The organism is Cohnella ginsengisoli (genome assembly GCF_029525555.1).
Classification (GTDB): domain Bacteria; phylum Bacillota; class Bacilli; order Paenibacillales; family Paenibacillaceae; genus Cohnella; species Cohnella ginsengisoli.
This window is the reverse complement of sequence record NZ_JAPDHZ010000003.1, coordinates 1,510,034-1,530,350: the sequence shown is the minus strand read 5'-3', so window position 1 is coordinate 1,530,350 and position 20,317 is coordinate 1,510,034. Positions and strand designations below refer to the sequence as shown.

The window sequence follows — 20,317 nt, the reverse complement described above, 5'->3', positions numbered from 1 at the left end:
AGCAGCAGTACGTAGCTCCATGGCCAGTTGCCGGCGTAGGAAAACAAACTCCAGGGCAGTGCGAGAACGGCGAGGATCGCTAGCGCGAGCGGCGCCGATGCGATCGCCAGCTGTCTTCGCGGCAGCAGTCTGTGGTCCAGGGAGTGGAGGAACAAGCCGAGCACGACGATATTGCCGAAGCCGCCGACGCTGTATATTTTGCGCGATGCTTCGTAGGGGAAGCCCGGAAACAGCTGGAGCGCTAATTTGTCCCCGTCCATCATGATTAAGGCGAGCAATGTCAGAAAGAAGAGTGCGCTGTACAGATAAGCCCTGTCCTTCGGCCGCAGCGCGTAGATGTTCAGGTGGTATCCCGCGAACAGCAGGAGGATAAAGAGGCCCGAAATTTCTACGGCGAATTGGATGTGGCCTTGGAATTGCATCGCGTCCTGAAGGCCGAGCTGCATGTCTTCGAAGCCGCCCTTGGACTTATAGCTGTCGTTGGCCACCTGAAGAACCACGTCCAGCACGCGCGCCTCGGTCCGGATGAACGTCGTGTACGGCTTGTTGCCCGTCACGTAAGTGTGCGTATCCGCTGAAGGGACGCCGCCGCTGCCGACGAGCTCGCCGTTCACGTACAGCCGATGCGCCCGATTCACGTTGGATACCCGAATGCCGTACCCGCTCTCCGTTCCGCCCAGCAGCACCTTCAGCCTGTAGGTGCCAAGCCGCGCTCCGCTTGCCGCATCCGGCGCCTTGCCGCCTCCCCAAGCGTTCGGAATGCGGATAAAAGTATCCGGACGTGCAGCAGAAGCGCCTGTCAGGTCATCAGGCGTCAGCAGCCGGTCCGCGTAATAGGCCCATTCCCCGTCGAGGTTGACGAGTCCGCGCGCGCCCATATTCCAACCGCTGAGGTCGATCGTCCCGCGGACGGCCTCCGGCGCATCCCGGTTCGGCACCGTGTATTGATACATCCAAGTCAAAATGGCGAAGGACAGCAGCGGAATGATCGTCATTCCCAGCGTAATATAGAAGATTTTCTTTCCCGCGCCCGCTTCCCCGCGCCTCATCGTCATCCCGTCCTCGCCCCGCTCCACTCGTCTACCCGATAGCTTACAAGCCTGCGCTCTCAAAACGCTCTCAACGCTATTATGGCAAATCTCTCGTTCTTTTGGGAGCGATTTGTGAGCGGCCGGTGCTATCTTCGACAAATGCAGACAAAAGTCCGAATCGGACGAAGAGGAGAGATCGGTTCATGAAAGGTAAGAAGAGATTCCGGCCGCTGTTCGCGGGCCTTGCGCTTGCGCTGCTCTTGCAGCCTGCGGCTGGATGGGGGGCGGCGAAGAAGGCCTCGGCTTCGTCCGTCCGGGCGTGGCAGGACGTCGGCGGCGCGTTGCCCGTTGATAGCCCGCGAAGCTACAAACTGGCCGCTTCAGAACGCGGGCCGTACATGTCGTACTTGACGTCCGGCGACGGCTTGGCGGTCTATCAACTGGCAGGCGGGAGCTGGGAGCTTGCTAGCCAAGATACGTATGCGCTTGAAAATGTATGGGACTACGATCTGTTCGTCACCGCCAGGGGCAGGCCGTATATCGCATACGAGGATCGCGCCGACGGCAACAAGATCGCCGTCGCGTCGCCGGACGGCAGCGGCGCCTGGCAGAAGCTCGGGGGAACGATCCCGCAAGGCGCCTCCGATTCGCCGCCCGGCATCGCGATCGATTCGCAAAGGGGCGTCAGCATCGTATACAGCGACAAGAACAATGGCGGAGCGGCAACCGTGCGCAAAATGGAAGACGGCGTCTGGAGCGAGCCCGAAGTCTTATCGGGCAACAACGGCTTCCGTCCCGCGATCGCGATCGATCAGTCCGATCGGACGTTCGTCGTCTACGGCAACGGCGCCAGCGCATACTACGAGCCGGTCGTCAAGTCCCGAGAAGCGAACGAGCCGTGGAGCTCATTCGGACTATCTACGTACATCATCGGAAATTATTACGCGTTGAAGCCGGCTCCACATGGCGAATTGTACTTGTACTACAACGGGGGCAACGGCACCAACAACAAAAACTACGTGTGGAAATGGGCCCAAGCCGAAGGGTGGAGCCTGATCGGCCAATTCGATGGATTCTTCGGCGCGATGGACATCGACCCCACGGACGGCAGGCCCGTCGTCGCGTATCGGGATACGTACGATCCCGGAGGAAGCGTGCAAGTCGTCAAGTGGAACGGCTCGGAATGGTCGGACCTAGGCGCGCCGTCGCTGCAGGACTATTCCTGGTATATGCCGTTGTCGGTCGCCATCGGCCCGGACGGAACGCCCTACGTGGCCTATGTATCGGCAGACAACAAGCTCCGCGTCATCGGATACATGGATACGACGCCGCCGTTGATCATCGGCACGTTGCCTGCGGACGGCAGCGAGAACTCCACAGCGCCTGACGCGCTGAAGCTGACTTTCGACGAAGCGGTTAGGTCCGTCGAAGGGAAATCGATCCGGGTCTATGCCAAAAAAGGGAGCGGCCCCGACACGCTGTTCGCCGAGATGGATGCATCCGAGGCTGCGATCGACGGTGTAACAGCGACGATAAACTTGTCGGGCCGGCTGCCTGTCCAGTCAACCGTCTATGTATTAGTCGATCCGGGCGCGTTCGAGGATCTGTCGGGGAATCCCTTTGCGGGATACGTCGATGACCAGGACTGGCGCTTCGATACGGCGGCCGCAACGGCACCCGAGGCGCCGGCGTTAAGCGTCGCGCATGTCGGGGACACGCAGGCAGAGATCCAATTCCTGCCGGGCGACGACGGCGGCAGCCCGATCACCGGGTACGTCGTGACGGTCATGCTCCCCGATCAGAATGACCAGATCTTTAAGACCGTGGAAGGCGAAGGAAGCCCGATCGTCGTCACCGGACTGACCAACGGGTATGCGTACACGTTTAAAGTACAGGCGAAAAACGCATTGGGCTTGTCGGATTACTCGCTGCCGTCGGCACGGGCGGTGGCGAGCGGCAAGCCGGAGCCGCCCTTTGTATCGGCGAATCCGCTGGACGGCGGGGCGAGCGTGGATGTGCTGCCCAGCTGGAACAACGGGGCGAAGGTCACGCGCTATCAGATCACCGTATACGACGAGACCGGCGGGTATATCAGAGACCTTTATATTGACCCTGACGGCGAAGGTGATTTTCAGCCTGCTATCGTTGACGGGCTGACGAACGGGACAGCCTACAAGTTTTCCGCCAAGGCGTTGAACGCCAACGGCTGGTCCGCCGAATCAGGCTTGTCGGATCCGGTCGTCCCGCTGGGCAGGCCGGGGCTTCCGCGCAGCGTGACAGCATTGCCGGGCAATGGGAACGCCACGGTCACGTTCGAAGCGCCCGAGGCGGACGGGGGCACGCCGATCGTGGCTTACCGAATCCGCGCGTTGAAGGAAGGCGTGGAGATCTCTGCGAGAACCCTCGCGCCGGACAAACGTTCGGGCACGATCGGCGGACTGGAAAAGGCCGTTTCCTATACGATTGAGGTGGCTGCCGGAAATGACATCGGCTTGTCAGCCTTTGCCTCAGCCGCGCCCGTCGTGCCGTACGGCGCGCCCGATGCGCCCACGGCGTTGATCGCGGTTGCCGGCAACGGCTCCGCGGACATCAGCTTCGTTCCCGGACAGCTGTATGGAGGAACGCAGGTAAGCTACGAGGTCGCCGCCTGGGACGGCAGCGAGCAAGCCGGCAGGGCGACTGGCGAGTCGAGCCCGATCGTCGTGCCGAATCTGATTAACGGGCACAACTACACGTTTACCGTTAAAGCGCTGACGGAATACGGCGAGTCGGCGTCGTCGGCGCCTTCGAACGCGGTCACGCCGGCGGCGCCGGTCGTGCCGGATACGTCTACGGTGCCGGATGCGCCGACCGGGGTCATCGCATCGGCGGGCGACGCGTCGGCGACGGTGACGTTCGCCGCGCCTTCGAACGACGGCGGCAGGCCGATCACGGGCTACAAGGCGACCGCGTGGTCGAACGGCACGGAAGCGAAGACGGTCGAGAGCGAAGGCAAGGTCGCCGACGGCAAGATCGCCGTCGCCGTGACGGGGCTCGCGAACGGCACGGCGTACACGTTCACGGTGAAGGCCTTGAACGCGAAGGGAGCATCGCAGCCTTCAGCCGCCTCCAACGCCGTTACGCCCGCAAGCGCATCGATTGGCGGAGACGGCGGGGGCTCCGGGCCTGGCTCCGGTCGGGGCTCCAGCCCGGGCCCAAGCCCGGGCCCAAGCCCGAGCCCAAGTCCGAGCCCAAGCCCAAGCCCGAGCCCGAGCCCAAGCCCTGGACCTGGTCAAACAAGCGGAGACCTGGCGGACAAGGGGATCGCATACATCGGCGGCTATCCCGGAGGCCTTTTCAAACCGAATGCCGGCCTCACTCGGGCAGAGATGGCCGTCATTTTAACGAAGCTGTTCGGCAACGTCGATACCGGCGCCGAAGCGCATTTCCAAGACGTCCCTCAGACGCATTGGGCATCGCAGGCAATTGCCCAAGCTGCGAACCGCGGTTGGATGAGCGGCTACCCTGACGGGAAATTCCAGCCGGACGCTGCGCTTACCAGGGCGGAGATGGCCGTGCTCCTGCATAAGCTTGGAATGAAGACCGCGCAGCAGGCCGGTACCGGCTTCACGGATATTCAAGGCCACTGGGCAGAATCCGCGATCGTTCAAGCGCAAGCCTCGGGCATCATCGGGGGCTATGCGGACGGCCGGTTCCGCCCGGACAGGCCGCTGACGCGCGCGGAGGCGGTCACGATTTTGAACAAGGTGCTTGGACGTCAAGTCGATCGATCGCCCAAGCCGCTTTATACCGACGTTTCCGAGGAACATTGGGCATATGGCGCGATCCAGGCCGCATCCCGTACCGAATAGGCACGACCATATCGTTTTATGGCACTCGATCTTCATTGCCCGCATGCGGTCGATGAAGATCTTCTTTTCAAGAGACAGCTTGCACCCGATGCGCTATACTGTGTTAATATGCGAGTACGCCGGATGGAGGTGTGTTTATGGCAATCGATAAATGCGGAGGCGTGGCGACGCCGAGATGGTTCGGTTACGCGCTGCAGTCCCTCGTTTACTTGGCCCATCACGCCGACCGGGACGATCGCTGTCCGAGCGGCGAGATCGCGGGGAATTGCGCTACGGAGGCGACGCTTATGCGGCGAATCCTCTCGCGCCTTGCCAGGGCGCAGATCGTGGGAGCGCGCGAGGGCAGAGAAGGCGGATACTTCCTGCTCAAGCCGCCCGAGGCGATCACGCTTGGCGAGGTGTACCGGGCGCTCGAGATCGCGGAGCCGCTGCACAGCGGCATGCTGGACAGCGCCGACGACTGCACCGCGCTCGGTTCGGGCATGAAGGAGGCGTTCGGCGACGTGATTCGCGAGACCGAGCGCAGGATGATGGAGGTGCTCGACGGCCGCACGATCGCGGACATGATCGGGCAGGTATTCGGGCAGAAGGTTTAAATACGCGGGCGGCGGCGTCGCCCTTTATATTGGCTGCCGACGTCAGGATGCGCGGCTATTATCGGTCTGAGCGGTCGGGCCGATTTTATTTTTTGACGGCGAAGAACGGCATACGCTCGAGCCGGGCGACGCAGGATCGGCGCGCAGGTGATATCGGACGCGTTGACGGACGCGCCCATTAAAGACAAGTCCGACCGCTTCGGTTATACTGGCAGAAGACGGCAGAATCGGGCGCTCCGGCATGCGTGCCGGGGCATTTGTCCGGACGGGCGGCCCGCGCGTTCTGACCGTGCGCATGCACAGAAGCCGGCGGGAGGTCGATGGGATTGTTGAAGGGGATTCCGGCGATATTGTCGCCAGAGCTGCTTAAGATTCTGATGGAAATGGGGCACGGCGACGAGATCGTGCTCGGCGACGGGAACTTCCCTGCGGCCAGCCACGCGCAGCGTCTCGTGCGCTGCGACGGCCACGGCGTTCCCGAGCTGCTCGACGCGGTGCTCAAGCTGATGCCGCTCGACCAGTACTCGGCGCGGCCGGCCGCGCTCATGCAGATCGTGCCCGGCGATACGGCAGAGACGCCGATCTGGGGCCGGTACGGCGAGATTATCCGCGAGCGGACCGGTCTGACGGAGCCGTTCGAGGAAGTCGAGCGGTTCGCTTTTTACGAGCGGGCGAAGCAAGCGTACGCGGTCGTGGCGACGGGCGAGAGCGCCTTGTACGCCAACATCATTCTCAAAAAAAGGCGTCATCGCGGCCGAATAGGCCGTCGGAGGGAACGTCGAGCCCGAAAAGCCGGATATGCTCTCCTTTGCGCACGCGGTGCGAGGAGAAGATATCCGGCTTTTGGCGAATAAGCGAAGGAGCGTGGTCTCGCGTGGCGAAGGAGCCGCATCTTCATGAACTGATAACGCTCAAGACCATCGCAGAGAAGCTTAATCAAATGAACGAGCTGCAGCCGCTGCTCGGCGAGGTGCTGGAGAGCCTGCTGGCGCTCACGGGTCTCACGACCGGCTGGATCTACGTCGAATCCGGTCCCCGCCAATTCAGGCTCGCGGCGGATCGACGGCTGCCGCAGGCGCTGTCGCTCGACGACAAGCTGCCGATGCAGGGCAACTATTGCTGGTGCCTGAAGCGTTACGCGGCGGATGAACTGCCGGGCGCCGTTAACATTTTAAGCTGCAAACGGATCGAGATGGCGATCAGGGATTCGACGGGAGATACGGAAGGCATCACGCATCACGCCACCGTGCCGCTTCGCGCCGGATCCCGGCAGTTCGGCGTGCTGAATGTCGCCGCTCCCGGCAAGACGCGGTTCGACGACGAGGAGCTGGCGCTGCTCGAATCGGTCGCCTACCAGATCGGCAGCGCCGTCGAACGCGTGCAGCTGTACGAAGCGGAGCGTCGCCGGTCCGCGCACTTCGCCCAGCTCGGCGAGCTGGGCAGGGCGATCGCCGCGGCGGAGGGGGGAGCGCTCCGGGACGCCGCTCGCGACGCGGATCGTGGAGGAACTCGGAACGCGCTTCGAATGGCCGTACGTCGCCATGATCGGCCTGGAAGGAGCTGACATGCGCATGCGGGCCGTCTTCGAGGCGGGCCGCGCTAGGGAACAGTCGGACGTTCTGCCCGCGCATACGGCCGAGATGTTCCGCGGCGGCATGGCGAGGCACAGATACGGTCTGGGCTCCGGCTGCGCGCCCGAGCTGCGCGGCACGCCATTGAGCTTGCCGGGCGAGCCGGAGGTGCGGGCCGCGTTTATCGTTCCGTTCGCCTACGCGGACGATACGTTCGGCTTGATCCTGGTCTGTTCATTGCCGGGAGCGGAGTTGGGCAAAGTCGACGTCGAAGTGCTCGAAGCGCTGTCCGAGCAGATCGCAGCGGCCTTCGTAAGCGAGCGGGATGAGGAGAGCCGCAGAGAGCTCGCCCGTTTGGAGGAGCGCAACCGGCTTGCCCGGGATCTGCACGACTCGGTCACGCAAATGCTTTTCTCCCTGTCGATGACGGCCAAGGGCGTGGAGGCGCAGCTCGCCGCCGGAGAGCTGGACGCCGCAAGGGACAACGTGGGCGACATGCGCACGCTCTCGCAAACCGCGCTTAAGGAGATGCGTACGCTCATTCGCCAGCTGCGTCCGTCCGACCTGGAAGAAGGCGTGCTGCAGGCGCTCGCGGTCTATGCGGGCCGTATCGGACTGCGCGTGCGGACGCGCCAATCCGGCTCGGTCAGACGGCTGCCGGACGGGATGGAAGAGGCGCTCCGCGGCATCGGACAAGAGGCGCTGAACAACATCGTCAAGCACGCCGGCGTCCGCGAGGCCACGATCGAGCTGGATCTGCGGAGCGGGGAGGTCTCGCTGCGCATCGCGGACGGCGGACGGGGCATGGAGGCCCGGCAGAGGAGCGGGAGCGACGACGGGGTGCCGGCAGACGGGCATTCGATCGGACTCGCCACCATGCGCGAGCGATGCGAAGCGTTTGGGGGCAAGCTGCATATTTACGGCGGAGACGGTCTCGGGACGACCGTCGAAGCGATCTTGCCGATAAAGGAGTTCAGGACTTGAGTATCCGAATACTGCTTGCGGACGACCATGCCGTCGTTCGTCGCGGCTTGCATGTCATGCTGTCCACCCAAGGCGGCCTTGAATTGGTCGGCGAAGCCTCGAACGGCATCGAGACGCTGGAGCTGGCGGAGCGGCTGGCGCCCGACATAATCCTTATGGACCTGCAGATGCCGGTGTTGGACGGACTCGCTACGATGGAGCGGCTGCGGGATAACGGGTCGCAGGCGAAGGTCATCGTGCTGACGTCTTACGCCGATCAGGACCACGTACTGCCTGCCGTTCGCGCGGGCGCGCGCGGCTACCTGCTCAAGGACGTCGAACCGGAGGATCTCATCCGGGCGATCAGGCGCGTGCACGAAGGCAAGATCGAGCTGCATTCCGAGATCGCCGGGCAGCTCCTTGAGCTGGTGACGGCCGCAGATCATCCGGCGGTTGAGCCGCAATTGCCGGCAGCCAAGCCTGGCGCCTCGCCCTTCGGCGAGCTGACCAGGCGAGAGCGCGAGGTGCTGGAGCTGCTCGCTTCCGGCAAGAACAACAAGGAGATCGCCGCCGCCTTGTACATCTCGGAGAAGACGGTCAAGACGCACGTCAGCCACGTCCTGGATAAACTTGGCGTGCCGGACCGGACGCAGGCCGCCCTGCTCGCCGTGAAGCACGGTCAATAGCGTCGCCGAATCGGGCTTCTCATCCTTTAGTCGCAAAAATAGTCGCAAAAAAAACTCAGCCCTCGGCTGAGTTTTTTGCGTTGTACGCCCAGCATGGGCGTCATCTTTAGGGTGAAAGTCCCGAACGGGGGCTGGCGAGCGCCTACCGTAGCCAAGGGCAAGGGTGTCCGTCGCGAGGCGGAATCTGAAGGAAGCCGGAGGCAAATGCACGGGCCAAGGTATACGAACTGGATTCGAGGCAGGGTTAGCCGGATGAGTTGTCAACACACAACGAAATCCAAAGCCGCCAAGGGCTAACCCTGTAAACTCCAGTGGTCGCGGGCAGACAGATGGCGTTCTTATCTGGGGAGGCCTGCGGGATGAAAAAAAAAAAAAAGCGAAGTCATTTCGTAACCGCAACCGGGAGGTTGCGCTGAACCCGCAGGAGTCAGCAGAGGCCATAGTACGCAGACTGTTGCAACAGCTGCGGAAGGGCCGAACCGAAAGGAGAGAGGAAACCGATGCGTTCGCGCGATGAGCAACGACAGCCGAATATCCCGCAAGGGAGCTTGCTGCAAAGAGAAGCGGTGAAGCCGCAAGGGTATGCAGGAGCGCCGAGTTCATCGCCGGCACAAGTCGCCCCTTCCTCTCGCAAAGCCAGTAACGACTTGCTGGAGCGGATGCTCGAGGGCGCAAACCTGAGGGACGCGTACAAGCGAGTGGTCCAAAACGGAGGAGCGCCCGGTGTGGACGGTGTAACGGTAGCGCAGCTACAAGCTTACCTGAAAACGCACTGGGAGTCGGTGAAGACCGAACTCCTCGCGGGAACCTACAGACCTGCGCCCGTCAGACGGGTGGAAATCCCCAAACCCGGAGGCGGCGTACGGCTGCTTGGCATCCCGACCGTGATGGACCGACTGCTACAGCAAGCGCTTCTGCAAGTGATGAATCCGATTTTCGATGCCGAATTCTCTCCAAGCAGCTACGGCTTTCGGCCAGGCAAGCGTGCGCACGATGCGGTGCGGCAGGCTCAATCCTACATCCAGAGCGGACTGCGCTGGGTCGTAGACATGGACCTGGAGAAGTTCTTTGACCGGGTGAACCACGACATGCTCATGGCCAGAGTGGCACGTAAGGTGACGGACCAACGCGTCCTGAAGCTGGTTCGCGCCTATCTGAATGCCGGCGTCATGGAGAACGGGGTTTGCCAGCGAACGGAGGAAGGGACGCCGCAAGGCGGACCGCTTAGTCCACTACTGGCAAACATCCTGTTGGACGACCTGGACAAGGAGTTAACGCGCAGAGGACTGCACTTCGTCCGCTATGCGGACGATTGCAACATCTTCGTAGCCAGCAAACGCGCCGGAGAACGCGTCATGGGGTCGGTGGTTCGCTTTGTAGAAGGAAAGCTAAGACTGAAAGTGAACCGGGAAAAGAGTGCGGTAGCCAGACCGCGGGAGCGAAAGTTTCTAGGATTTAGCTTCATGAACAACCGGCAAGCGACGATTCGATTGGCACCAAAGACGATTTCTCGGTTCAAGGACAAGGTCCGGGAACTGACGAACCGTACGAAGTCTATGCCAATGGAGGAACGGATAAACCGGCTAAACCGCTATACGATGGGGTGGCTGGGCTACTTCCGGATGGCTGCTGCGAAGAAACACCTCGAGCAATTCGATGGCTGGATTCGTAGACGGCTGCGCATGTGCCTGTGGAAGCAATGGAAGCGAGTGCGAACGCGCATCCGCGAACTAAGAGCGCTGAATGTACGGGAGTGGGCCTGTTATGTCATGGCCAACTCCCGGCGCGGCCCTTGGGAAATGTCCCGGAACATAAACAACGCCCTTCCGACCTCCTACTGGGAGGCAAAAGGGCTGAAAAGTCTGCTTACTCGTTACAAGGAGCCTTGTTAACCTTTTGGAACCGCCGTATGCGGACCCGCATGTACGGTGGTGTGAGAGGACGGAGGCTAGCCGCCTCCTCCTACTCGATTGCATTTCCGTCTTTTCGCCGACGAGGCCGGCGCGCAAGCAGGCTACAATGAAGACATCCCTTAAGAGACGGAAGGATGATCGAGGATGAACATCGCCATTATCGCAGGCAGCAACAGGCAAGATTCGAACAGTACGCGTCTGGCGCGTTATGTAGAAGAAGTCATCGCACAGCAAGGACATACGGTGTCCTTTTTCGATCCGAAACAGACGCCGCTGCCGTTTTTCTCGACCGATGAAGACTTTGCGGGGCATTCCGGCCTGGCGGCGCTCAGGCAAGCGGTATCCGATGCGGACGCCATCGTCCTGTCCACGCCCGAGTATCACGGCGCGGTATCGGGCGTGCTCAAGAACGCGCTCGACTTTCTGGGGCAGCCGCACTTCGAGGGCAAAACGGTACTCAGCATGAGCTCCGCCGGAGGCGCGGTGGGCATCGGTTCGCTGCATCAGCTGCATGCGATCGTTCGCTCGCTGCACGGCGTGAACTGCCCCGAGTGGATCTCCGTTTCTGGATTCCAGCGCGACCTGCCTTGGGGCGACGACAAGGACACGGAGTCCGGCAGAAAGCTCGAGACCCGAATCCGCGTCGCCGTGAACGCCTTCCTCGGCATGGCGGCGCGATTGAGCGCGCGCGATTCCGGGCGGACGGCGTGACGCTTAACGGATCGTCCCGCGCCAAACAGACCGTTTCCTCGCCGCAACGGTCTGCTTTTCATAGGAACGACATTCAAGCGACCGGCGCTTTAAGCCGACCGAAGCCGCTTGAAAAACGCGGCGATCGCGGTCTCCGCGGCGCCCATGACGGCTGAGCGGTCTCCGAGCTCGGCGAAGAGCAGCCGGATGCCGCGCAGGTGGAAGTTCAGCGCGCGGGCTTCGGTCGTCCGGCTCATCGCCTCCTCGAGCCAAGGCCGCGCGCGGCTCATCGTGTTGCCGATGACGACGGCTTCAGGATTAAAGACGTTAACGATGTTGGCGACCCCGACGCCGAGCGACTCGCCGATGCCGGCGAACAGCGCGCGCGCCTCTTCGTCGCCGCCTTCGGCAAGCGCGAGGAGGCTGTCGAGCGTACCCTCGCCGATGCCGGCCTCCGCCGCGCGGGCGAGCAGCGCCTGTTCCGAGGCGTACAGCTCCCAGCATCCCCGGTTGCCGCAGCGGCACGGCGGGCCGCTGGCTTCGATGGACAAATGCCCGAGTTCCCCCCGAAAAGCCCGCCGCTCCCTTATAAAGCTCCTTTTGCAAAATAAGCCCGGTCCCGATGCCCATGCCGACGCTCACGTAGATCATGCTGCCGATGCCGCGTCCGCTGCCGAATTTGCGCTCGCCGATGGCGCCGACGTTCGCTTCGTTGTCGATGAGGACGGGAATGCCGAAGGCGCGGTTCAGCGCGTCCTGCAATGGAACGTCGCGCCAGCCGAGGTTGGGCGCGTACAGCACGGCCCCGCCCCGGTCCACGAGCCCGGGCACGCCGACGCCGATGCCGACGACGCCGAACGCGCTCTCCGGCGCCTCGTCCGCGAGCGCCTGGATAAAGGGCCGCAAAATGCCGAATACTTCATCCGGCGATGTCTTGGCCAGCCGCGCCGTACGTTCGACCGCGACGCCGCCACGCAGATCCGTCAGCACGCCGCGCACGTAGTTGACGCCGAGATCGACGCCGACGGCGTAGCCCGACTCCGCCACGAATTCGAGCAGGACCGGCTTGCGGCCGCCGCTGGATTGACCGGTCCCGATCTCGCGGACCAGGCCGCTGTCGATCAGATCCTGGACGAGGCTGGACACGGTCGCCTTGTTCAGGCCGGTGAGCGCGGAAATATCCGCTCGGGAGAGCGGAGCGCCCTGCAGCACCGACTCGAGCACGATGGCGGTATTCATTCTTTTGATAAGCGCTTGATCTCCGGTCGGGCTCTTCATGCTGGATGCGGCTCCTTCGCGTCGGGGCGTGGGTTCGTTCGGTTCGTTCTTTCGTCCCATTAATCGTTAACGACATCATAGCACAAAACTTAGTTTATCCAATAGACAAACTAAGTTTCGAATGCTATGCTTAACTCAGCTTGTAACCGAATTCAACAACCCTACATCCTTAAGGAGGCATTCCGTTATTATGAGCCTGTTTTCGAATGTGCCGCAGATCAAGTACGAGGGCCGCAAATCCGACAATCCGTTCGCATTCAAACACTATAACGCCACCGAGGTCGTCCTCGGCAAGACGATGGAGGAGCACCTGCGCTTCGCCGTCGCCTACTGGCACACGTTCAACGCCAACGGCACCGACCCGTTCGGCGCCGGCACGGCGGTCCGCAGCTGGGACTCGCTGTCCCCGCTCGATCGGGCCAAGGTTCGCGTCGAAGCGAACTTCGAGCTGCTCGAGAAGCTGGGCGTGCCGTTCTACGCGTTCCACGACGCCGACATCGCGCCTGAAGGCGCTACGCTCGCCGAGACGAACAAGAACATCGACATCATCGTCGCCAAGCTGAAGGAGTTCCAGCAGTCCACCGGCAAGAAGCTGCTCTGGAACACGGCCAACCTGTTCACGAATCCGCGCTACGTATTCGGCGCCGCGACGAGCAACAATGCGGAAGTGTTCGCGTACTCCGCGGCGACGATCAAGAAGATGCTCGAAGTCGGCAAAGAGCTGAACGGGGAAAACTACGTTTTCTGGGGCGGCCGCGAAGGCTACGAGTCGCTGCTGAACACGGATATGGGCCTCGAGCTGGACAACCTGGCCCGCATGCTGCACATGGCCGTCGACTACGCCAAGGAGATCGGGTTCGGCGCGCAATTCCTCATCGAGCCGAAGCCGAAGGAGCCGACCAAGCACCAGTACGACTTCGACTCCGCGACGACGCTCAGCTTCCTGCGCAAGTACGGCCTGAAGGACCACTTCAAGCTGAACATCGAAGCGAACCACGCGACGCTGGCCGGCCACACGTTCGAGCACGAGCTCCGCGTCGCCCGCCTGGACGGCGCGCTCGGCTCGATCGACGCCAACCAAGGCGACTACCTGCTCGGCTGGGACACGGATGAGTTCCCGACCGATCTGTACTCGACGACGCTGGCCATGTTCGAAATTCTCAAAAACGAAGGCGGCATCGGCAAGGGCGGCGTCAACTTCGACGCCAAGGTTCGCCGGACTTCCTTCGAGGACGACGATCTGTTCTTCGCGCACATCGCGGGCATGGATTCGTTCGCGCACGGCCTGAAAGCCGCCGCCAAGCTGATCGAGAACAAGACGCTGGACGCCATCGTCGACGGCCGCTACGCCAGCTTCGGCGAAGGCATCGGCGCCGAGATCGTCGCGGGCAAGCATACGCTTGCATCGCTAGAAGCCTACGTGCTGAGCGGACAGAAGCCGATCGTGAACCGTTCCGGCCGTCTGGAACAGATTCGCCAAGCCGTGAACGAGGTTATTTTCAGCGTATAAAGCTTGCAAAGCTTATAAGTCGACCGAAGGAGACGGGCCTACATGAACTATGTCATCGGCATCGATCTCGGCACGAGCGCCGTCAAGGCGCTCCTCGTCGGGCAGGACGGAGCGGTGGCGGCCGAAGCTTCCCGCGAATATCCGCTGTATCACGAGCGCTCGGGCTGGAGCGAGCAGGATCCGGAGGATTGGGTCCGCGCGACGATCGAAGTATTGAAGGAACTCGGGGAAAAGACGGCGGCAGCGGGCGGCGGCATCGACGGCATCAGCTTCTCCGGCCAGATGCACGGCCTCGTGCTGCTGGACGGGAACCGCAAGCCGCTGCGCAGGGCGATCCTCTGGAACGACACGCGCACGACGGCGCAATGCCGCGAGATCGAGCGCAAGCTCGGCGATTCGCTGCTTCGCCTTACCCGCAATCCGGCGCTCGAAGGCTTTACGCTCCCCAAGCTGCTGTGGGTGCGCGAGCATGAGCCGGAGCTGTACGACAAGGCAGAATCGTTTCTGCTGCCCAAGGATTACGTGCGCTATCGCCTGACCGGCGCCGTGCATATGGATCTGTCCGACGCTGCGGGCACGCTGATGCTGGACGTCGCGGGCCGCGTCTGGAGCCAAGAGGTATTGGCTGCGTTCGGCATCCCGGCCTCGTTCTGCCCGCCGCTCGTCGAGTCGGTCGCCGAGACGGGAACGCTGTCCGACGCGGCGGCGCGCGAGACGGGCCTGCCGGCTTCGACGCGCGTGTTCGCCGGCGGCGCGGACAACGCCTGCGGCGCGATCGGCGCGGGCATCCTGAAGCCCGGCCTCACGCTGTGCAGCATCGGCACGTCCGGTGTCGTGCTCACGCACGAGCCGGACGCGTCGGCCGATTATGCGGGCAAGGTGCACTTCTTTAACCACGGCAAGCCCGGCGCGTTTTACGCGATGGGCGTGACGCTGGCGGCGGGCTACTCCTTGAGCTGGTTCCGCAATACGTTCGCAGCGGGCGAGCCCTACGAGCGGCTGCTCGCGGGCATCGGCGACATCGCGCCGGGAGCCGGCGGACTGCTGTACACGCCGTACCTGGTCGGCGAACGGACGCCGCATGCCGATGCGGTTATCCGGGCGAGCTTCGTCGGCGTCGACGGCTCGCACACGAAGACGCATTTTGCGCGCGCGGTGCTCGAAGGCATCACGTTCTCGCTGAACGAGTCCGTCGACGTTTTCCGCCAAGCCGGCAAATCGGTGACGAAGGTCGTCTCCATCGGCGGCGGCGCGAAAAATCCCGACTGGCTGCAAATGCAGGCGGACGTGTTCGATGCGGAAGTCGTCCGGCTCGAGAGCGAGCAGGGACCTGGTCTCGGCGCGGCGATGCTGGCGGCGACCGGCGCCGGCTGGTACGGCAGCCTGGAGGCATGCGCGGACGCGTTCGTCAAGCACGCGGCAACGTACGTGCCGGACGCGGCGCGTGCGCGGCGCTACGGCGAGCTGTTCGGCGTCTATCGGGACGTGTACGCCGCGACGAAGCCGCTGAACGAAGCGCTGCAGCCTTTTCGAACCTAAGGCTGCGGTGATAAGATAGACGGGAGGAGCTTGTCTTCGCGGACGGGTCGCCTCCCTATAGTGAGAGAGCCCCTCGTATTTTCCGGCCGGTAACCGGATGAGGGGCTTTTTTGACGCGGCTCCGCTCAGGGCGAATTCGAGCAGGAGATGCGCAACTCTCTGCCGTGCCGCCCCGTAGTAGTTTTAAAAGGATTGCGGAGGTGGGGGCCGATGACCGGCGAAAATTGGCTGATGCGCGCCGCGATCAGCGCGGCGGGGTACGAGCAAGGCAAGGCCGTGCTTCGCGACGTGGCGATCGAGGTGAAGCCTGGGGAGCGCGTCGGCCTGCTCGGGCCGAACGGCGCGGGCAAGAGCACGGTGATGAAGGGATTGCTCGGCCAGCTTCCATATTGGGTGGCCGACGTCGAATGGAGAGGGACTTCGGGCGCGAAAAGCGAGGCGCCGGGCGGCGCCATGAACCGCAGGCTCGCTTATATACCCGAGCAGCCGATTCTCTACGAGCGCTTCACGCTGTGGGAGCATCTGCAGCTGGCCGCCGCGGTCTGCGGCATCTCCGAGGAGCGGCTCGCGGAACGGGCACGGGGGCTGCTGGCCAGATTCCGGCTGGAGCGCGTGAAGGACGATTACCCGATCAAATTTTCAAAGGGCATGCAGCAAAAAACGATGCTCGTCGCCGCCTTCTTGCTGGAGCCGAGCGTGTATCTGGTGGACGAGCCGTTCATCGGCCTCGATCCCGCCGCGGTCATGGAGCTGCTGGAGGCGCTCGACGAGGAGCGTGCCAGGGGCGCGGGCGTGCTGCTCACGACGCATGTCCTGGACTCGGCGGAGCGGTTGTGCGACCGGTTCGTGCTCGTGCACGAAGGCGGTGCGGCGGCGTCGGGGACGGTCGCCGACATCCGAGCGGCGGCGGGCATGCCCGACGGTACGCCGTTGTTCGATTGTTTCCATCGGCTGACCCGTGCTGCCGCGGCGGAGGGGCCATGAAGCCGGAGGGCGACAGGGTCGGTCGACTGCGCGGAAAAAGCGGGCCGCTGCGGCTGATCTGCATGCGCTGCGGCGCCTTTTGGCTCAAATCAATTCGCGCTTGGCGGCTCACGCTCGACTGGACCGTGCTGCTTTATATCGTCTTGCCTGGACTGTGGATCGCCGGAGGAATGTACCAGGATCTGCTTCGGCATCCGCCGGATTGGATCGGTCGCTTACCCGGGCAGATGCCTGTCGCGATCTTGGCGATCCTTATGGTGCGCGGCAGGCTGAGAACGTTCGCCGAACATGGAGACGGATTGTTCCTGCGCGCGAGCGGCGGATGGGTGAGAATGATGACGAAGGCGGGCCTTGCTTACACGTTGGCAGCGCGACTGGCCGTGTCGGCAGCGGGTGCCGGATTCATGCTGCCGCTGATGTCCCGCGCGACAGGGTGGAGCTTCGAAGAGGGCGCCGCGCTCGCGTTGTCCGCCGGTCTGATGGGCTTCGTCTGGACGCTCGTCCGCGACGCGGCCGAACGCAGATTGCAAGGCGTGCGGCGCTTGCTGGCCGTATACGGCTTGCGTGCGGCGTTCATCGCCGGGTGGGTGCCCGCTGCGGCATGGATGATGATCGGGGACGAGCCGCTGCCGGCCGCGACGGTGATCGGCGCGTTGATCGTGGGAGGCGCTTGGCTCGGCTGGCGGCGCCTTCATCGCACGGGCACTTTTACGCAAGAGCTCGAGGCGGAGCAGCGGGCCTACGGAGACAACGTGGGCTGGGTGCTCAAGGAGACGGAGCAAGCGAAAAGGCCGCCCGCCGGTCGCCGGCCTTGGGTGCTGCGCAAGCCGCGTCCGTTGCTGAAGCGCCGCGACGAGGCCGCCCGGATCGCCGAGCTGTGGCTGCGCGCCATGCTGCGGGAGTCTGAATGGATGCGATTGTTGCTTCAATTCGCCTCGCTTGGCATGGCGGCGATCTGGCTGTCTCCGCTCTGGCTGGCGGCGATCGCTTGGCTCGGCATGTGTACGCTGCTGCTGTTGTGGCTGAACGGCTTGTGGGGCAAGTGGGAAACGGAGCGTTATATGGCGTTGTACGATTGGCGTCGGGAACTCCGGAGCGAAGCGCGGGAAATCGGACGATCGCTGATTCTTCGTCCGGTTGCTCTGACATGGTGCGCGATTCTCGGCTTGCATGCCGGATGGACGTACGGCGGATTATGGTGGCTCGAGGTCGCGCTGCTGCCTGCAGCCGGCTACCTGCTGCTGAGCCGCATCAATCGCGCGGCTTCGTCCATGTTGGCGGCTCGCAGGGCGGGCCGAGGACGGCCGGATGCCGAAGAGAGTGAATGAGGCTACATGATCGCGGCCGCGGGCGGATATGCTACAGACATTCCAATCCGCTAACCGAGAAGAGGCGATTCTGATGGCTTACAGAGCACTGATGTTTCAGTTTCCGGACGAAGACAGCGCGCACAAGGCATGCGGGACGCTGGATGAGCTGGGGTACGAACCGCAGCCGCACGGCGTCGGCCGGCTACACATTCACGTCGACGGGGAAAATCTCGCGAGCGCGCTGGAAATCGCCCAGAGCCACGGCGGCGAGCTGTTGTCCGAAGCGCCGGCCGACGACGCAGATTTGGCGGCGACCGCATACGCGCTGGACGAGCTGCAGATTCCCGCGCACACCGTGAACGAGGACTGGGATCCGACCTACTTCGGCATCGAACCGGACGCGGCCGTCGCGGCGAATCGGGCCCAAGGCGATACGGCAGGCGGCAGCGCGGCGGACGACGGCAGCTACAATCATTTTGAAGCGTACTAGGGTGACAATGTGTTGCAAATGCATGCCTGTGTGCAGCAAGGGGAAGGTTGGCGACTAGGCGTTTGCTAGCAGGGGAAAGTTTCCGCTGTCGCACCGCGGAGCCGATTCGGGAGCGGCAATAGCGGAAAAAAGTTCCGCTATCGTGCCGCAGACCCGCCTCGCGAGCGGCAATAGCGGAAAAAGGTTCCGCTATCGTGCCGAAGACCCGCCTCGCGAGATGACGTAAAGTAGTTTGTGTACCAGGTTTTGGAGCCTAGCCAGGCAACAAAAAAGTAGGGTATCCTCGGGACTGCGACATCACCAAGGAGGAACCCTACTCGATGACTACTATACCCGAAAACCTGCTGTCTGATCTATTTGAAAATGTTGTCACTCAGTTTGTAAAAGCCAATCTGGAATCCATCATGAAGGCGGAAATTAAGCACTTCATGGAGGACGAGCAGGAAGGCCAGCGCAATAGCCGTAACGGCTACTACAAACGCAGCCTTCACACGAAGTACGGACACATTGAGGATCTCGAAGTGCCACGGGATCGCAATGGCCAGTTTCAGACGCATGTGTTCGAGCCATACCAGCGCCGCGACGGATGGCTGGAGGAAGCCGTGATCCAGATGTACAAAGGCGGTATGGGGACCCGAGACGTGGCGCGCTTTATCGAGGGCATGTTCGGCAGCCACTATTCGCCTACAACCGTCAGCAACATTACGGCAACCGTGCTTGAAGACATTCAGGCCTGGCAGCAGCGTCCGCTGCAAAAGCGTTACGCCGTCATCTACTTGGACGGCCTCTATGTGAAGCTCAAACGCAGCACCGTGAGCGGCGAAGTCATTTACTTTGCCATGGGCGTCGACGAGGACGGACGCCGTCAGATCCTCGGCTTTTACGTCGGTGGCCAGGAGAGCTCAAACGGCTGGCGCGAGGTACTTAAGGATCTGTACAACCGCGGCGCCACCGAGGTGCTGCTCGGCGTTTTTGACGGCTTGTCGGGGCTCGAGGAAGCCTTCCGCGAGACCTATCCGAAGGCCGACGTGCAGCACTGCGTCGTGCACAAGGTTCGAGCCACTTTCCCCAAGATCCGCGTCCAGCACCGAGCGGATGTGATTGCTGATCTCAAGACCATCTACACGGCTGCGGACTACGATGTGGCGCTCGCTGCCTTCGACACCGTAACCGCCAAATGGGGAAAGCTGTACCCCAAAGAAATGAAAGCGTGGAAGGAGCAGTTGCCGACGCTGCTTACGTTCTACAAATATCCGTCCTTAATCAAGGACGCCATCTACACCTCCAATCCAATCGAGCGGATGAACAAAGAAATCCGAAAACGTCTTAAACCGATGAACAGTTTGACCAACATGGACGCTGCCGAAAGATCTCGAAGCCGCAGACTACAACGAACGCTTCGAGAACCGCGTCATCCGTGGCTTTGGCGATTCTGTTGTAAAGAAAAAACTCGCTGAGATGTTTGAGGAACGGTACCCTGCTGATGCAAAGGCAATGGCGGAATAGAACTCCCGCGCCTTCGCTTGAGCTACGCTCCCCAACTTCACGACATCTGGTTGCCCATAACGATGAGATACCTTACTTACACAAACTTCTTGACGCTACCCCTCGCGAGCGGCAATAGCGGAAAAAAGTTCCGCTGTCGCACCGCGGAGCGAATCGGGAGCGGCAATAGCGGAAAAAAGTTCCGCTATCGCGCCGCAAAACCGCTCGCGAGCGCCGTTAGCGGAAAAAAGTTCCGCTATCGCGCCACAATGCCGCTCGCGAGCGCCGTTAGCGGAAAAAGGTTCCGCTATCGTGCCGAAGACCCGCCTCGCGAGCGCCAATAGCGGAAAAAAGATCCGCTATTGCGCCGCAGACCCGCCTCGCGAGCGGCAATAGCGGAAAAAAGTTCCGCTGTCGCAC

The 20,317-nt window shown here is 62.4% G+C and carries 13 protein-coding genes and 3 pseudogenes; 14 read left to right on the top strand and 2 right to left on the bottom strand.

The window, feature by feature from the left end:
• The first annotated feature begins 1,234 nt into the window (after positions 1-1,234).
• The 8 genes and pseudogenes from OMP38_RS18250 (at position 1,235) to OMP38_RS18215 (ending at position 11,322) form a co-directional block, all read left to right on the top strand.
• Positions 1,235-4,882: a fibronectin type III domain-containing protein gene (locus OMP38_RS18250; protein ID WP_277566381.1), complete on the top strand. Its 3,648-nt coding sequence runs from the start codon at positions 1,235-1,237 to the stop codon at positions 4,880-4,882.
• Positions 4,883-5,019: 137 nt separating this feature from the next.
• Positions 5,020-5,478, top strand: a complete 459-nt coding sequence (locus OMP38_RS18245; protein WP_090109055.1) for an RrF2 family transcriptional regulator — start codon at positions 5,020-5,022, stop codon at positions 5,476-5,478.
• A gap of 326 nt (positions 5,479-5,804) precedes the next feature.
• Positions 5,805-6,218 (top strand): annotated as a pseudogene (locus OMP38_RS18240) (RbsD/FucU family protein); the annotation flags it as partial.
• 134 nt (positions 6,219-6,352) lie between these two features.
• A complete protein-coding gene (locus tag OMP38_RS18235) occupies positions 6,353-7,042 on the top strand; it encodes a GAF domain-containing protein (RefSeq protein WP_277566380.1) in 690 nt (229 codons plus the stop codon).
• Positions 6,978-8,033: a sensor histidine kinase gene (locus tag OMP38_RS18230; RefSeq protein WP_277566379.1), complete on the top strand. Its 1,056-nt coding sequence runs from the start codon at positions 6,978-6,980 to the stop codon at positions 8,031-8,033. The genes OMP38_RS18235 and OMP38_RS18230 overlap by 65 nt, the downstream gene beginning before the upstream one ends.
• Positions 8,030-8,698, top strand: a complete 669-nt coding sequence (locus tag OMP38_RS18225; RefSeq protein WP_277566378.1) for a response regulator — start codon at positions 8,030-8,032, stop codon at positions 8,696-8,698. The genes OMP38_RS18230 and OMP38_RS18225 overlap by 4 nt, the downstream gene beginning before the upstream one ends.
• A 500-nt stretch (positions 8,699-9,198) precedes the next feature.
• Positions 9,199-10,590 carry a group II intron reverse transcriptase/maturase gene (gene ltrA, locus OMP38_RS18220; protein WP_277564517.1) on the top strand — a complete coding sequence of 464 codons (1,392 nt, stop codon included), beginning with the start codon at positions 9,199-9,201 and terminating at the stop codon, positions 10,588-10,590.
• Positions 10,591-10,755: 165 nt separating this feature from the next.
• Positions 10,756-11,322: an NADPH-dependent FMN reductase gene (locus tag OMP38_RS18215; RefSeq protein ID WP_277566377.1), complete on the top strand. Its 567-nt coding sequence runs from the start codon at positions 10,756-10,758 to the stop codon at positions 11,320-11,322.
• Positions 11,323-11,411: 89 nt separating this feature from the next.
• Here OMP38_RS18215 and OMP38_RS34800 read toward each other — a convergent pair whose 3' ends face one another.
• Together OMP38_RS34800 and OMP38_RS34795 are read right to left on the bottom strand one after the other, a co-directional pair.
• A complete protein-coding gene (locus tag OMP38_RS34800) occupies positions 11,412-11,891 on the bottom strand; it encodes an ROK family protein (protein WP_338130585.1) in 480 nt (159 codons plus the stop codon).
• Positions 11,892-11,976: 85 nt separating this feature from the next.
• Positions 11,977-12,540 (bottom strand): annotated as a pseudogene (locus OMP38_RS34795) (ROK family transcriptional regulator); the annotation flags it as partial.
• Positions 12,541-12,769: 229 nt separating this feature from the next.
• Here OMP38_RS34795 and xylA point away from each other — a divergent pair.
• The 6 genes and pseudogenes from xylA to OMP38_RS18180 all read left to right on the top strand — a co-directional run bounded on the left by xylA (position 12,770) and on the right by OMP38_RS18180 (position 19,918).
• Positions 12,770-14,089: a xylose isomerase gene (gene xylA, locus OMP38_RS18205; RefSeq protein ID WP_277566376.1), complete on the top strand. Its 1,320-nt coding sequence runs from the start codon at positions 12,770-12,772 to the stop codon at positions 14,087-14,089.
• Positions 14,090-14,131: 42 nt separating this feature from the next.
• Positions 14,132-15,628 carry a xylulokinase gene (gene xylB, locus OMP38_RS18200; protein WP_277566375.1) on the top strand — a complete coding sequence of 499 codons (1,497 nt, stop codon included), beginning with the start codon at positions 14,132-14,134 and terminating at the stop codon, positions 15,626-15,628.
• 210 nt (positions 15,629-15,838) lie between these two features.
• Entirely contained in the window at positions 15,839-16,612 is a 774-nt protein-coding gene (locus OMP38_RS18195) for an ABC transporter ATP-binding protein (RefSeq protein ID WP_277566374.1), read from the top strand.
• Positions 16,609-17,940: an ABC transporter permease gene (locus OMP38_RS18190; protein WP_277566373.1), complete on the top strand. Its 1,332-nt coding sequence runs from the start codon at positions 16,609-16,611 to the stop codon at positions 17,938-17,940. Before OMP38_RS18195 ends, OMP38_RS18190 begins: the two co-directional genes overlap by 4 nt.
• Before the next feature lie 73 nt (positions 17,941-18,013).
• Entirely contained in the window at positions 18,014-18,412 is a 399-nt protein-coding gene (locus tag OMP38_RS18185; RefSeq protein WP_277566372.1) for a hypothetical protein, read from the top strand.
• A 320-nt stretch (positions 18,413-18,732) separates the two neighbouring features.
• A pseudogene (locus OMP38_RS18180) lies at positions 18,733-19,918 on the top strand (IS256 family transposase).
• The last annotated feature ends 399 nt before the right edge of the window (positions 19,919-20,317 follow it).